Origin of the sequence: Kitasatospora phosalacinea (assembly GCF_000717185.1) — a bacterium.
GTDB lineage: Bacteria > Actinomycetota > Actinomycetes > Streptomycetales > Streptomycetaceae > Kitasatospora > Kitasatospora phosalacinea_A.
The window spans coordinates 1-14,380 of the sequence record NZ_JNYE01000015.1; the positions used below are offsets into that span (position 1 = coordinate 1).

The 14,380-nt window shown below is 73.8% G+C and carries 10 protein-coding genes and 2 pseudogenes; 7 read left to right on the plus strand and 5 right to left on the minus strand.

Features of this window, described 5'->3' with window-relative positions; genetic code table 11:
• Window positions 1-180 precede the first annotated feature (180 nt).
• Together OO57_RS39230 and OO57_RS45260 are read right to left on the minus strand one after the other, a co-directional pair.
• Window positions 181-2,868, minus strand: a complete 2,688-nt coding sequence (locus OO57_RS39230) for a glycosyl hydrolase family 8 (protein WP_051776937.1) — start codon at window positions 2,866-2,868, stop codon at window positions 181-183.
• Between the two features lie 1,251 nt (window positions 2,869-4,119).
• Window positions 4,120-4,505: pseudogene (locus OO57_RS45260) on the minus strand (family 1 glycosylhydrolase); the annotation flags it as partial.
• A gap of 254 nt (window positions 4,506-4,759) precedes the next feature.
• Here OO57_RS45260 and OO57_RS08610 point away from each other — a divergent pair.
• Both OO57_RS08610 and OO57_RS47355 read left to right on the plus strand, forming a co-directional pair.
• Window positions 4,760-5,182, plus strand: coding sequence for a hypothetical protein (locus OO57_RS08610; protein WP_033251736.1), 423 nt, complete (start codon window positions 4,760-4,762; stop codon window positions 5,180-5,182).
• A 139-nt stretch (window positions 5,183-5,321) separates the two neighbouring features.
• Window positions 5,322-5,522 (plus strand): annotated as a pseudogene (locus OO57_RS47355) (hypothetical protein); the annotation flags it as partial.
• On the opposite strand, the gene OO57_RS43675 reads toward OO57_RS47355, so the two are convergent.
• Window positions 5,463-5,735 (minus strand): hypothetical protein, encoded by a 273-nt coding sequence (locus tag OO57_RS43675; protein WP_033251737.1) that lies wholly within the window; start codon window positions 5,733-5,735, stop codon window positions 5,463-5,465. The pseudogene OO57_RS47355 and the gene OO57_RS43675 overlap by 60 nt on opposite strands.
• Before the next feature lie 45 nt (window positions 5,736-5,780).
• Window positions 5,781-6,953, minus strand: a complete 1,173-nt coding sequence (locus tag OO57_RS08620) for a magnesium and cobalt transport protein CorA (RefSeq protein ID WP_033251738.1) — start codon at window positions 6,951-6,953, stop codon at window positions 5,781-5,783.
• Window positions 6,954-7,393: 440 nt separating this feature from the next.
• On the opposite strand from OO57_RS08620, the gene OO57_RS08625 reads away from it, so the two are divergent.
• On the plus strand, window positions 7,394-10,372 hold the full coding sequence (locus OO57_RS08625) for an FAD-binding and (Fe-S)-binding domain-containing protein (RefSeq protein WP_033251739.1): 2,979 nt from the start codon (window positions 7,394-7,396) through the stop codon (window positions 10,370-10,372).
• Complete coding sequence (locus tag OO57_RS39235; protein ID WP_051776939.1) at window positions 10,369-11,316, plus strand: HEAT repeat domain-containing protein; 948 nt, start codon at window positions 10,369-10,371, stop codon at window positions 11,314-11,316. Before OO57_RS08625 ends, OO57_RS39235 begins: the two co-directional genes overlap by 4 nt.
• A gap of 7 nt (window positions 11,317-11,323) precedes the next feature.
• On the opposite strand, the gene OO57_RS08635 is transcribed toward OO57_RS39235, so the two are convergent.
• The gene (locus OO57_RS08635; RefSeq protein ID WP_033251740.1) at window positions 11,324-12,244 is read right to left on the minus strand and encodes an LLM class flavin-dependent oxidoreductase; all 921 of its coding nucleotides are present in this window, start codon (window positions 12,242-12,244) and stop codon (window positions 11,324-11,326) included.
• A gap of 80 nt (window positions 12,245-12,324) precedes the next feature.
• Between OO57_RS08635 and OO57_RS08640 the strand changes: the two genes are divergently transcribed.
• The 3 genes from OO57_RS08640 (at window position 12,325) to OO57_RS39240 (ending at window position 14,339) form a co-directional block, all read left to right on the plus strand.
• The gene (locus OO57_RS08640; protein WP_033251741.1) at window positions 12,325-12,795 is read left to right on the plus strand and encodes a MarR family winged helix-turn-helix transcriptional regulator; all 471 of its coding nucleotides are present in this window, start codon (window positions 12,325-12,327) and stop codon (window positions 12,793-12,795) included.
• Window positions 12,796-12,943: 148 nt separating this feature from the next.
• Window positions 12,944-13,666, plus strand: coding sequence for a hypothetical protein (locus tag OO57_RS08645; protein ID WP_051776940.1), 723 nt, complete (start codon window positions 12,944-12,946; stop codon window positions 13,664-13,666).
• Between the two features lie 226 nt (window positions 13,667-13,892).
• Entirely contained in the window at window positions 13,893-14,339 is a 447-nt protein-coding gene (locus OO57_RS39240) for a DUF6299 family protein (RefSeq protein WP_051776941.1), read from the plus strand.
• The last annotated feature ends 41 nt before the right edge of the window (window positions 14,340-14,380 follow it).

Genomic DNA, 14,380 nt, shown 5'->3' on the forward strand with positions numbered 1-14,380 from the left:
AGCCCGGAAAACACCACACTCACAAGCTCGTTGACATCACGCACACCATGCCAACGACGCCCGTCACCCTTCGTTACCACCGATTACGGGACAGAGCCGTTCTTTGTACCGACCCCACGACCACCGAAATCGATCGAGCAACAGCTGCCGGTCGGCTCGCAGTACGAGGGCTTCCCGGTGTCAGCCCTTGAAGGAGAAGGAGTTGACGGCGACGGGGCCGGTGGTGGTGATGTAGAGGGTCTGCACTCCGGTGGGCTTGGGGTAGCAGGTGTTGGACTTGGTGTGCCAAGTCCCGTTGCCGTCCGGATAGACGGTGCAGACGGGGGAAGCGGTGGGGCTGCCCAGGCGGATCTGGACGTTGACGCCGGGGGCGGTGGTGGAGACGCGGAAGGCCACGCTCGCCGCGCCGGTGGTACCGAAGTCGACATTGGTGAAGGCCAGGCTGCTGCGGGAGCCGGTGAGCTGGACGACGGTGCCGCCGTCGGCGGTGGCGGTGGCAGTGGCGGTGGTGGCGGTGGCGGATTCCGCTTCGATGGTCCGGTAGGCGCTGTTGTCGGCGGCAGCCGCAGTGGTGGCGCTGGCCTGAGCGGAGTATCCGGAGGGTCCGGCGTCGTTGACCGCCCGGACGCGGTAGGAGTAGGCGGTTGCGGCGCTCAGCGCACTGTCGGTGTAGGTGGTGGCGTTCGCGGCGGTGGTGGTGATGCGGTTCCAGGTCCCGCTGGTGCCGGTGGTGCGTTCGATCTCGAAGCCGGTCTCGTTGCCGGAGCTGTCGCTCCAGGCCAGGTTGATCGTGGTGCCCGTGGCGGTGGCGAGCAGGTTCGCGGGTGCCGTGGGGGCGGTGCCGCTGGCGGCGCTCGTGGTGACGGTGGTGCCGGTGGAGGCGGCGCTGGTGTTGCCTGCTGCGTCGCGGGCCTTGACGGTGAACGTGTAGCTGCTCTGGGGGGTGAGTCCGGTGATCGTGCAGCTGGTCGTGGTCACCTGGGTGCAGCCGGTCGCGCCGCTGGTGCCGGTGCCCGTGTGGGCGGTGTAGGAGGCCACGCCGGTGTTGTCGCTGGATGCGTTCCAGGTGAGGGTGGCGCTGGTGGCGGTGTGGGCGGTGACTGTCAGACCGGTCGGGGCGGTGGGCGCCTGGGTGTCGGTGGGTCCGGTGGCGCCGGGGCCGTAGATCCGGAAGTTGCCGCTGGCGTGGAGCAGCGCCATGAAGTTGAGCAGCCCGTCGTAGTAGCGGTACTGGCCGGTGGGCGGCTGCAGGTTCCACAGGGCTTCGACGAACGGCCATGCCTGCTGCTTGGTGGCGGCCAGGGAAGCGGCGGCGTTGGAGGCGATGAGGCCTGGGGAGCGGTCACTGGACAGCGGGCTGCCGGACAGGGAGTACTGGTTGACGTAGGCGTTGGTGCCCTTGCCGGTGAAGAAGCCCTGGAGGCGGTCGGTGAGGGTCTTCTCGTTGGGGTCCGCGGCCCACCAGGCGTAGTCGACGGACCAGTTCACGGCTGTGCGCCAGGCGTCGAAGCGGAAGTCGCCGTGGTTGCCCGTGTTGTTGGGGGCGCCGGTGAACTCGGCGTAGTCCGGGTTCAGGCCGGTGGTGGGGTCGGTGGCCTTGGCGAAGTAGGCGCGGCTGGCGGTTGCGGCGTCGTGCCAGAACTGGCGGTCCGCGGCCTGGTTGCCCTGGTAGCCGTCGGCCCAGCGCGACCACAGCTCGTAGAAGGCGGGCAGGTGGTAGGAGGGGTCCGAGAACTGTGCCGAGTTGGCGTACGGGACGAAGACCGGCATCTTGGCGGTGCGGTCGAACATGTTGGTGATGCTGTCGACGACGCCGCCGTTCATGTCCTGCTTGTGCAGCATCGTGTTGAGGATGCTGTTGCCCTCGGCGGTGTAGTCGTAGATGCCGGTGCCGTTGCCCCAGCGGTTGCCCGCGAAGAGGAGCGCGGTGGCGAAGTACTCCTCGCCGTCGGTGGCGGGGTTGTCGTCCTTGCAGGTGCCGTCCTCGTCGGCCTGCCAGCAGAAGTAGCCGCTGCGTGCGGTGCTCTTGTGCTGCATCTTGCTCTTGGCCCAGTTCCACAGGGCGTCGAACTCGGCTTTCTTGTTCATCTGGACGGCGATCATCATGCCGTAGCTCATGCCTTCGGAGCGCACGTCGCTGTTGCCGGTGTCCTTGATGTAGGCCAGGGCGCCGTCGGCGTTGGTGCCGGCCGGGTAGTACAGCCTCTTGGTGTCGTCGGTGCCGGTGAAGAACGCGGTCCAGTAGCTGTTGAGCTTGGCGGTGACGGCGGCGTCGGTGAGCGAGGGGTCCCGCTCCTTGAAGAGGTTGCGGTAGGTGCCACTGGCGTAGGCGCCGGCCGCGGGCGGGGTGGGGGCGGACGGCAGGGCCGGGGTGGCGCCTTCGTAGGCGAGCTCGAAGTAGTCGATGTACGTGTCGTTCTGCCCGCTGTCCGTCTCCAGCTTCAGGCGGATCTCCTGGGCGCCGGCGGAGGCGATGTCGAAGACGGCCGACTGCCGCGTGTAGGAGGTACTGGTGAAGCCGAGCGAACCGACCTTCGTCTGACCGACGTACACGCTGATGCCGGCGGTGTTGCTCTGGCTGGAGGCGCCGGCCACCGTGATGCTATACCGGCCGGCCTGCGCGAACGTGTACGAGGCGGACGTGCTGTCGTCGTTGCAGTAGTAGACGGCGCGGGTGCTGTCGGTGGAGGTGCAGCCGGCCTTCGCCATGGACTCGGCCTGCACGGTGACCAGCGCGGTCGCGGCACCGGCCGACTGGGGCGCGGCGCCGTACAGAACGGCGCAGGCGCTGACCACGGCGGTGGCCAGGGCGGTCGGCCGCAGTGCTCTGCTGCGAATCCGGCCGGAAGGCGGGGTCGGTCGGTTCATGAGTGGTTCCTCTTCTGGGCGGGTGGGGCCGCAAGACCGGAGGGTTTGTCCGCAGGGAGCGACGTTGGCGGGCCGGGCTGCAGCTGGCCCGGTGCCGCGGTCTCCCCGTTCGACTCCGCGCGGGAGCATCCGTCGGCAGGCCGCCGGGGCGACGGCTCAGTGGGGTCCGGTTTCGGATGCTCCGCAGAGGCGAAGGGCTCACCGCGGCGGCCCGAAGGTGGGGGTCCGTCCGGGCAACTTCCGGTGACAGCAACGCTCTTGGCGCTAAGAGCCGTCTGGGCCGAGGCCCGGCTGAGGAGAGTATGTGGCGGCGATGGAGCCACGTCAATGAAATCTGTCGGAGTCGAGGCTGAAACTTTTGGTTCCCCCAGTCGCCCCGGCTCTTCCGGAGAGCCTCACCGGCGCCGCAAATCGGGTCTTTCTGGCCGCTTCGGCCCGCCCGTCCGCTCGCCGGGAGCACGACCCGAACAGGACCGGCGGCAGGCGGATACCCGAACTGCCAGCTGGACGATCCCGGCAGCCGACAGGAGTTCTGGGCGCCGACGTGCCCGGATGCCCAGCGCCTAGTTCCCGCGACCGCCGACCGGGCCGGCTTGGCTCCCGGGTCGGATGGATCCGGCACCGAGCGCAAAAGGCTTCAGTCATTGATCCGAAACTTTCGAAATGAGGTGCGGTAGAATTTCGGGTTTCGTGCCCACTTTGGTGGCTTTGGTGATCGTTTCGGCGTGCAGCGCGGAGCCGTTCGAACTGACGCGGCCGGGCGAACGTGCACTTCACTGCCCGGCACGCTTTCCCCGGTCCCGGTTCCGGTTCCGGAGCCGGAGCCGTGGGCGATGCCGGGTCGGGGGCGAACAGGGCTTTGCCGCGCCGCTCTCGCAGCAGGCGGCGGTGCTTGCCGAAGTCGTAGCCGCGGCCGTCTCGTGCGGAGAGCTGCCGGGTGAGGTCGGGGGGAGCGCGTCGAGCCAGGTTGCGGCGTGCTCGATCAGCCGGCGGGGAGCGGTCCCGCTCCGGGTTCCGCGCGCACCGGCTCGAGCGCGGCAGGGCAGCTGTCGGTGGCCGGGTGCACGAGCTCGCCGGGCGGCAGGCCGAGCACGGGCACCAGGTGGTGCGGGAGCGGGCCGCCGACGCAGCGGAGCGGGCGTGCGGCCGGGAGGGGCGTGCTCGGCGGCGAGGAGGTGCTGACCGGGACCGCTGAGCCCACCCTCGCCGCGTGACAACCAACCGCGCGTCCACCTTCACGGCGAAGGCCCGGAGGTCCCGGTGGAAGAGGGTGGGCAGCGGGGTGACGCCCGCGCCGAGGAGGCCGTCGACGAGGCGGTCGCAGAAGTCGAGTCCGGCGGGGTTGGCGGGGCCGCGGCCGGTGGGCTGGACGCGCGACCAGGCGAGCGAGAACCGGCGGGTGTCGAGGCCGAGTTCGCGCATCAGGGCGACGTCCTCGGCCAGCGGTGGCAGTGGTCGCAGGCGGTGCGGCCGGTGTCGCCGCTCTTCACGGCGCCGGGGCGTTCGCAGAAGGCGTCCCGGACCGAGCGGCCGCGACCGTCCTCGTCGACGGCGCCCTCGACCTGGTACGCGGCGGTGGAGGCGCCCCACCGGAATCCGGCGGGCGGCGGGCAGGTCGTAGCGGTCCGGCACGGCAGCCCTCTGGCGGACGGTCGGCAAAACGCGAGGAGTGCTCATGTTAGTGTCGCGGTGCCGGAACCCCCGGGGCGCCGCCGCTCGGATCGCGGACCTCCGTTCGGATCGCGGACCGCCGTTCGGGCCCTGCGGCCGGGGCCGTTCGGCCCTTCCGGCCGTCCGGGGGCGGTGTGGACAGTGACCCCAGGTCAGCGATGTGTCCGGCCCGCGCGGCGGGCCGATGGGGTGGGCGCGGGCGCCCAGGGAAGGCCGTGCGATGGAATCCGACGAGGTCATGCTGGCTGTCCGGCTCACCACCGCGGAGCGGACGCTGCTGCGGTGGCTGGCCCGCGGGCACCGGGGCGACGTGTCCGAGGTGGTCGCGGACGCGCTGCTGGACGTGCTGCCCGCACTGCTCGCCCGGGACGCGCCGCCCTCCGCCGAGCAGCCGGGCCGGGCCGCCCCGTGCGCGGTGACGGTCTGGCTGCCGCCGGAACTCGCCGACCTGCTCCCGGCCCTGGCCGCCCGCCTGGCCCCCGGCCTGCCCGCCGCACCCAGCCCCTGCGCCGCGCTGGGCACCGCGCTGCGGCTGTGGCTCCGGCAGGACCCGGCCCGCCTGGCCGCCGGCCTGCGCGCCATGCACGCGCACCCGCACCCGTCCTCGCACCCGCACCCGCAGGTCCGTCCGCTCGCGGCCTGAACCGCCCGAGAGGCCCGGCGGTCCGTCAGGCCCCCTCCCGCCAGGGCCTTTCGGCACGGGGCGGCCGCGGGAGCAGGGCCCTCGGGCCGTCGCAGGCGGGACCATCGGCCCTGGGGCGGCGGGGCGGCCGCGGACGAACATGGATCGCCGCCGCTCGCCGGGGGTCGCGCCGCCCCCGGACGCCCCGCCCGCCGAGCGGTCCGGCGCACCCGGGCCCGAGCGTGCCCCGTCCTCCTCCACCCGCATCGTCCGCGTCAAGTCGCCCGTCCTGGTGTGGTGTTCACCCGACGCGGCGGTCCGCACCCTGGACGCGGTGGACTACGACGTCCACCTGTTCACCGACCCGGCCACCGAGACCGCCGTCGTCGTCCACCGCATCGGCCCCACCGGCTACCGCCTCGCCCGCACCCTCCCGGCGGCCCCGCACCCCGTCCCGCCCCTCACCGACCACCAGGCCGCCACCCGCCTGACCGCCGCCGACCTCCCCCACCTCTTCTACACCAACCCCGCCACCCACCGCGGCCGCCTCCTCCACCGCCGCCACGACGGCCACCTCGCCCTCCTGACCCCGCCTGAGAACCGGGCCCGCCAACGTCGGCTACAGCCAGTTGCGGCGCTTGAAGATCAGGTAGAGGCTGACGCAGACCACGCCCATCAGGCCGATCGCGAAGGGGTAGCCGAAGGCCCAGTGGAGTTCCGGCATCTCTTCGAAGTTCATGCCGTAGACGGTGCCGATGAGGGTGGGGGCGAAGAGGATGGCGGCCCAGGAGGAGATCTTCTTGATCTCGTCGTTCTGGGCGTGGCCGGCTTCGGCGATTTGCTTCATCTCCTCGTTCTGGCGCTGGGAGACGAGGGTGGCGTTGACGGTGAGGATGTTCTGGAGCATCTGGCGGAAGCCGTCGACGCGTTCGGCGGCGTAGGTGGCGTGGTCGGCGACGTCGCGGAGGTAGCGCTGGAGCTCCTCGTCGGTGCCGTACTTCTGGAAGCCGCCCTCGAGGGCGCGGAGGATCTCCAGGAGGGGGCCGGTGGCGCGCTGGAACTCGATGACTTCGCGGGAGAGTTCGTAGATGCGGCGGGAGACCTGGGGGTCGCCGCCGAAAACCTCGGTCTCGATCTCGTCGATGTCGTGCTGGAGTCCGGCGATGACGGGGGCGTAGCCGTCGACGACGGCGTCGAGGACGGCGTAGAGGACGGCTTCGGGGCCGAGGGCGAGGAGTTCGGGGTCGGTTTCGAGGCGGCTGCGGACGGCGGAGATGTCGGGCGACTGGGAGTGCCGGACGGTGAGGACGAAGTCGGGGCCGACGAAGAGGTGGATCTCGCCGAAGTCGACTTCTTCGACGTCGTCGAGGTAGCGGGCGGCGCGCAGCACGACGAAGAGGGTGTCGCCGTAGCGTTCGAGCTTGGGGCGCTGGTGGGCGACGATGGCGTCTTCGAGGGCGAGTTCGTGGAGGTCGAACTTCTCGGCGGCTTCGACGAGTTGGGCTTCGGCGGGGCGGTAGAGGCCGATCCAGGCCATGGTGCCGGGCTTGCCGGGGAGGTCGCGGTAGATCTCGCTGAGGCCGGCGGGGGTCTCTATCCGGTGGCCGTCGCGGTAGACGGCGGCGTCGACGACGGAGCGTTCCAGGGAGACGGGTTCGCCGGGGGTGGGGTGCTGTTCGGAGCGCGGGTCCATGGAGTGTTCGGGGGCCGCGGTGCGGTCGGCGGGCCGCGGGGCGGGGCGGCTGAAGGGTCGCTTGCTCGCGCGCACGGCGCGCACACGCCAGTCGGACACGGCGGTACCTCCACGGGTCTGGTGCCGCCGGGCCCGGGGTCGGGTGGGGAGGGCGGCGGTCCCCGGTGGCGGGTGCGGGTGGCGCCGGTGCGAACGCGGGGGTTCAGCGGGCGGCGCGGTGCGGGCGGTGCCGTCGGGAGCCAGGAGCGGGTGGGAACTTCCCGGAGCGGGGCCGACTTCGGCCCGGACTACTGCACTCCACTGCTCTCACCTCCTGTACGACTCCTGTGCGACTCCTGCACGACGCGGACGCCGGGCGTCTCCCGGCCCGCAACGGCTCCGGCATCCCGGCCGCGGCCCAGTCTAGCCCCGCGCGTCGTGCGGCCGTTCCGGCCGCTCGGGGTGCCACGCTGGGCGCGGCGGGTCGGCGGGCCGGTCCGTGCGAGGGGCGCCCCGGTGCCCCGCCGCTCCCCCCGAACCCGTGCGAGAAGGAGCCGGCCGTGCCGCTCTTCGTCCCGTCCCCGCAACTGCTGCGCCCGGAGCGCCTGTTGGGTTCCCCCGACCGGGTGCCGGACGGGCTGGCCGCCGGTACGCCGGAGCCGTTGCGGGCCGGGTTGGTGGGGCTGCTGGGCGGGGCGAAGGTGTTGAGCAAGGTCTCGGACCTGGTGAAGTACGCCTCGGATGCGAGCCCGTACCGTTTCGTGCCGCAGGTGGTGGTGCTGGCGGAGACGGTGGCGGACGTGGCGGCGGTGTTCCGCTACGCGCGGCTCAACGGCCGCACCCTGGTGTTCCGGGCGGCGGGGACGTCGCTGAACGGGCAGGCGCAGGGCGAGGACATCCTGGTGGACGTCCGCCGGGCGTGGACCGGCGCCCGGTTGCTGCCGGACGGCGTGCACGCCCGGATCGCGCCGGGCACGACGGTGCTGCGGGCGAACGCGGCGCTGGCCCGGCACGGGCGGCTGCTGGGGCCGGACCCGGCGAGCGGGCGGGTGGCGACGGTGGGCGGGGTGGTGGCGAACAACGCGTGCGGGATGACGGCTGGCACCACCCGCAACTCGTACCGGCTGCTGTCGGCGGTGACGTTCGTGCTGCCGTCCGGCACCGTGGTGGACACCGGCGCGGCGGACGCCGACGAGCGGCTGCGGGAGGCCGAACCGGCGCTCTGTGCGGGCCTGTTGGAGCTGAAGCGCGAGGTGGAGGCGGATGCGGCGCTGGTGGCCCGGATCCGGGCCAAGTACGAGCTGAAGAACACCAACGGGTACCGGCTGGACGCCCTGCTGGACGGGGACACGCCGGTGCGGATCCTGCGCGGCCTGGTGGTCGGCTCCCAGGGCACGCTCGGCTTCATCGCCGACACGGTGTTCGAGACGGTGCCGCTGGAGCGCCGCACCTCCACGGCGCTGCTGTTCTTCCCGTCGCTGGCGGACGCGGCGGCGGCCGTGCCGGGCTTCAACGAGCTGGGCGCCCGCGCGGTGGAGCTGATGGACGGCAACACGCTGCGCGCGCTGGCCTCGGTGCCGGGCGTCCCGGACGACTGGGCCGGGGTGCCGCGCGAGGTGACGGCCCTGCTGGTGGAGTTCCGCGCCCCGGACGACGGGGCGCTGGACGGGTACGAGGAGGCCGCCCGGCGCCTCGTCGAACGGCTCGCCCTGGTGCGCCCGGTCGCCTCCGCCAGCAGCGCCTTCACCCGGGACCGGGCCGTCGCCGCCGCGTACTGGCACGCCCGGGAGGCGTTCGTGACGGCCGTCGGCGGAGCCCGCCCGGCCGGCACCACGCTGATCACCGAGGACTTCGCCGTCCCGCCCGCCCGACTGGCCGAGGCGTGCACGGCGCTGCTGGAGCTCCAGGCCGCGCACGGCTTCGACGCCGCCGTGTCCGGGCACGCCGCGCACGGCAACCTGCACTTCCTGCTGACCTTCGACGCCTCCCGCCCCGAGGACGTCCGCCGCTACGCCGCGTTCATGGACGCGTTCTGCACCATGACCGTCGAGCGCTTCGACGGCGCGCTGAAGGCCGAGCACGCCACCGGGCGCAACCTCGCGCCGTACCTGGCGCTGGAGTGGGGCGAGCAGGCGACCGCGCTGATGTGGCGGATCAAGGAGCTGTTCGACCCGCACGGCGTCCTCGCCCCGGGGGTGGTGCTCAGCCGCGACCCGGAGATCCACCTCAAGGGCCTCAAGTCGATCCCGCCGGTCGAGGCGGTCGCCGACCCGTGCATCGAGTGCGGCTTCTGCGAGGCGGTCTGCCCCAGCCACGACCTGACCACCTCGCCGCGCCAGCGGATCGTGCTGCGCCGCGAGATGACCCGCCAGGACGAGGGCTCGAAGGTGCTGGACGAGCTGCTCGACTCGTACGGCTACGACGCCGTCGACACCTGCGCGGGCGACTCCACCTGCAAGCTGGCCTGCCCGGTCGGCATCGACAGCGGCGCGCTGATGAAGGACTTCCGGCACCGGCGGCACTCCGCCTTCGAGGAGCGGAACGCCGCGGCGGCCGCCGACCGCTTCGCCCTGCTGGAGGCCGCCGCCCGCACCGGCCTGGACGCGGCCGCCCACCTGCCCGACCGGCTGCTGGCGGGCGCCACCGGCCTGGCCCGGGCCGCCGTCCGGCCCGACCTGGTCCCGGCCTGGCTGCCGGAGGTCCCGGCCGGGGCGGCGAAGGCGCTGCCGCCCACCGGGCCGCGGGAGGAGGCCGCGGCCGTCTACTACGTGGCCTGCGTGAACCGGATCTTCGACTCCACCGGCGGCGGGGAGCACGCCTCGCTGCCGCAGGCCGTGGTGGACGTCTCCCGGCGGGCCGGGAAGCCGGTGTGGATCCCGGCCGACCTGCCGGGGACGTGCTGCGCGACCATCTGGCACTCCAAGGGCTACGACGCGGGCAACGCGCTGATGGCCGACCGGATCGTCGAGCGGGCCTGGGAGTGGACCGGCGGCGGCGCGCTCCCGCTGGTCGTCGACGCCTCCTCGTGCACGCTCGGCATCGCCGAGGAGGTCGTGCCGTACCTGAGCGACCGGAACCGCGAGCGCCACGCCGCCCTGACCGTCGTCGACTCCACCACCTGGGCGGCCCGCCTGCTCCCCCGCCTGACCGTCACCGCCCCGCTGGCGAGCGCCGTCCTGCACCCCACCTGCTCGATGCGCCACCTGGACGTGGTCGGCGACCTGACGGCCGTCGCCGGGGCGATCAGCGGCGAGGCGGTGACGCCGGTGTACGCCGAGTGCTGCGGCTTCGCGGGCGACCGCGGGCTGCTGCACGAGGAGCTGACCGCCTCGGCGACCCGGCACGAGGCCGCCGAGGTCCTCGCCCGCGACTACGGCGCCCACCTGAGCGCCAACCGGACGTGCGAGATCGGCATGGACCACGCCACCGGCCGCCGCTACCGCTCCGTCCTGATCGCCCTGGAGCAGGCCACCCGGCCGCCCGGGCCCGGTAATCCCGTGGCACCGACCGCCCCGGACGGGCCACACTCGGGCGCGTGAACGACGACGCCTGGGCCCCGGACGACGACCTGCGCGCGGCAGCCGCCCTGCTGTCCGCCGCCGACCCCGCCCGCCGGGCCGCCGGGTACCACCGGCTGGCGGCGCGCACCGCGCCCGGGGAGGACGCGCTGCGGGCCTGGGCGGTCGACGCGGTGCTGCCCCGGGCGGGGCGGGAGCCGGACGGGCCCGCGCTGTCCGCGCTGGTGGACGTGCTGGGGGCGGCGCAGGACGAACGGGCGCTGCCGGTGCTGCTGGAGCTGGCCGCCCACCCGGACGGGGCCGTCCGCCTCGCGGTGGCGAAGGCGCTGCCGTTCGTCGGCGAGCCCGTCCAGGACTCGCCCCGGGTGCGCGCCCTGCTGGCGCTGAGCCGGGACGCGGCGCCGGCGGTGCGGGACGCGGCGGTGTTCGGGCTCGGCACCCTGGACGAGGCGTACGGCCCGGCGGTGCGGGCCGCGCTGCGCGAGCGGCTGGACGACGAGGACGAGGAGGTCGCGGAGGAGGCGGTGCGCGGCCTGGCCCGCCGTCAGGACGCCTCGGTGCTGCCCCGGCTGATCGACCTGCTGGAGACGTACGCGGAGCCGCACCCGCTGACGCTGTCCGCCGCCGCGGTTCTCGGCCGTCCCGAACTGCTGCCGGTGCTGGCCGAGTTGGCGGCGGAGCGGCCGGAGGACCGGCGGATCGCGGCGGCCCTGGACGCCTGCGACCCGGCCCGGCGCGAGGAGCGTTCCGCGCTGGCCTGGCGGCTGCTGGAGGAACTGGCCGTCCGGCGCCCCGACCTGGACGCCGCGCTGGCCTGGGACCGCTTCTCCACCGACCTGGAGCTGAGGGTCCACCACCCCACCGAGCCGGGCGGCTACCTCCTGGACGCCCTGCTGCGCCACGCCGGGCACGACCCGTCCGGGGCGGCCGAACTGGTCGACGCCGACTTCCCTCCGGTGCGCTGAACGCGCGTCACTCCCCCCGCAGCGGCCGGACGATCTCCTCCACCAGCCACGTGGCGACGCCCGGCGGGTAGGGCGCGCGCAGGCTGAGCACCAGGTGGGTGAAGCCCGCGGCGATCAGCTCGGCGAGCACGGCCCGGTCCCGGGCCGGGTCCTGGTAGGAGACGATGTACTGCACGGAGCGGGTGAGCGTCGCGGGGTCGCGGCCGATCGCGGCGCAGTGCGCGTCCAGCACGCGGGCGCGTTCGGCGACGGTGGCGACGCCGTTGTGCGGCGGGCCGGGCACGTTCCAGATGTCGGCCCGTTCGGCGACCAGGCGCAGCAGTCTCGTCCCCCAGCCGCCGATCAGGATCGGCGGGCCGGGGCGCTGCACCGGGCCCGGCCGATTGTGGTTGCCGGTCAGGGTGGTCCAGCGCCCGGCGTAGTCGAACGCCTCGCCGCTCCACATGCCGCGCAGCACCTCGATCGTCTCGGCGAGCCGGGCGATGCCCTCGCCGGGCGGCACCAGGCTCAGCCCGTAGCCGGCGTACTCGGCGACGGCGGGGTTCTCGCCCGCGATGCCGCCCGCGCCGGCGGGCTGGTGGGTGCCGCCGACGCCGAGGCCCATGACGAGCCGTCCGCCGGAGAGCACGTCGACGGTGGTGGCCATCTTGCCGAGCAGCGCGGGGTGGCGCAGCGGGTTGGCGGTGACCAGCAGGCCGAGCCGCAGCCGCCGGGTGCGGGCGGCGAGCGCGCTGAGCAGCGTCCAGCCCTCCAGGACGTCGCCGTCCTTGGGGCCGGCCAGGGGCATCAGGTGGTCCCAGAGCCAGGCGTCGGCGAGTTCGGGGAGTTCGTCGGCCTCCTCCCAGACCCGCAGGATCTCGGGGTAACTGACGCGCATGGGTGTGGTCTTGACGCCGAACGTGACGTCCGGCGGGGTGAGTCGGTCCATGTTCCGTCAGCGTAGCCGATCGTCAGTGCTGCTGACCATCAGCGCCCCTGAACATCAGCGGCCCCGGCTATCCTCGCCCCATGACGAGCGACGCCCGCCCCGAGCAACTCACCGACCGGCTCGGCTACCTGCTCAAGCACGCCCACCTGCGCTACGCCGAAGCCTCGGCCCGGGCACTCGCCCCGCTCGGCACGGACGGGCGCGAACTGGCCGTGCTCGCCGTGCTCGCCTCCGACGTCCCGCTCTCCCAGCAGGAGGCCGCCGGGCGGCTGGGCGTGGACCGCACCACGATGGTCGCCCTGGTCGACGCCCTGGAGGCGAAGTCGCTGGCCGAACGCGTCCGCAGCCCCGCCGACCGCCGCAAGAACATCGTCCGACTCACCGACGCGGGGCGGCAGTTGCTCGGCCGGGCGGAGGACGTCCGGCTGCGCACCGAACGGGAGTTCCTGGCCGCCCTCCCCGCCCCCGACGCGGACGCCCTGCTCGCCACCCTGCGCGTCCTCGCCACCGGAGCGGCCGGAGCCACCGGAGCCGACGACCGGAACTCCTGAAGCGGGCGGGCGGGCGGGCGCGCGCCGCGGTGCGCCACCGCACACCCCGGCGCACTTCCGCACGCCCGGCGGCCGAGGGATGGCGGGGTGTTTCGCCGGGAATGCCCCGGGTCGCCCCTGCCCCACCGCACCGCCGGAGCGTGACCGAGTGACCACCCCGCCGTCCGACCCGTCCCCGGCCGCCGCCTCCTCCTCGGCGCCCGTCGTCTTCGACGCCCCGTTCTCGGACCGCTCGCAGTGGGCCGCCGGGGTCACCTCCGCGTACCCGCCGGGCGGGCGCAACACCGGCGACAACAAGCTCGACCACCTGGCGGCCGGCTACGGCCCGGACGGGGACAGGTTCACCGCGCTGCGGGAGAACGCGGGCAGTTGGCGCACCCCGCTGGTGACGACCGAGGGCACGGCGGGCGGCTTCGAACTGCGCCCCGGCGACCGGCTGGAGGCCCGCTGCCAGGTGACGGCCGACCAGGGCGCCTGGCCCGCGATCTGGACCTGGGGGCGGGACGCCGCGCCCGGGCGGCCGCAGCCCGGCCACGGGGAGGTGGACGTGCTGGAGTACCACGACGACCACCCGCGGATGCTGGAGCTGAGCAACCACGTCCGCCCCGGCGACCCGGCCTACCTGGACGGGCTGGTGACGCCGGGCCGCTGGTTCGCCGTCGCCTGCACCTTCGGCGCCGACTCGGTGCGCTGGGAGCTGGACGGCCGCGAGGTGTACGCCGACGGCCGGGGCGTCGGCCCCGACTGGCGGGCCTGGATCATCGTCAACCTGTCGGTGGCGGGCGGCCGTTACGGCCACCGCCGACCGCGCGCGAACGCCCGCCGGCTGTCCTGGCGCTGCCGCGGCCTGACCGTCCGCCGCCCGAACTGACTCCGCCCGCCCCGAATGCCCGCCCCGAACGCCCGCACCGCCCCCGACCGCCCCGACCACCCCGGTCGAACGGCGGACCGGAGGTGCCCGAACAGGCAGCATCGGCGGTGTGCAGGGCAGCCACGGCGGAAGATCGCGTTCTGCGGCGGAAAGCCCCCTACGGTCCTCATGACCGGTCCGGACCGATCCGTGACCATCCGTGACCATCCGTGAGGAGAGACCCACCATGCGACGCTCCACCGCTGCCGTGCTGTCCACCGCCCTGTCCGCCACCCTGCTGTCCGGCCTCTGGGCCGCCTCGTCGGCCCAGGCGACCGTCCTGGGGACGACGACCGACACCGTCACCGCGACGCTGACCCTCGACCCCACCGGCACCGTCGACGCCAACGGGTACGTGACCATCTCGGGCACCTACCGCTGCTCGCCGCTCCCCGTCGGAATCGGCCTCCTCACCAGCACGCTCGGCATGTACCAGGGCCCCACCTGCGACGGCGCCGAGCACACCTTCGTCGACCGGAGGCGGCCCGCCCGGGAACAGCTCTACACCGTCGGTCCGGTCGACGTCACCGCCAACGTGGCCTGGATGCGGCAGGGGAGCTACCCGGTCATCCTCCAGACCACCGTCGTCGCGAGCGACACCCGGACCGTCGACCTCCAGGCCGCCGCGGGCTGACGCGCCGTCGGCCCTGCGGCCGGGCGGATCCGCACCCGCCC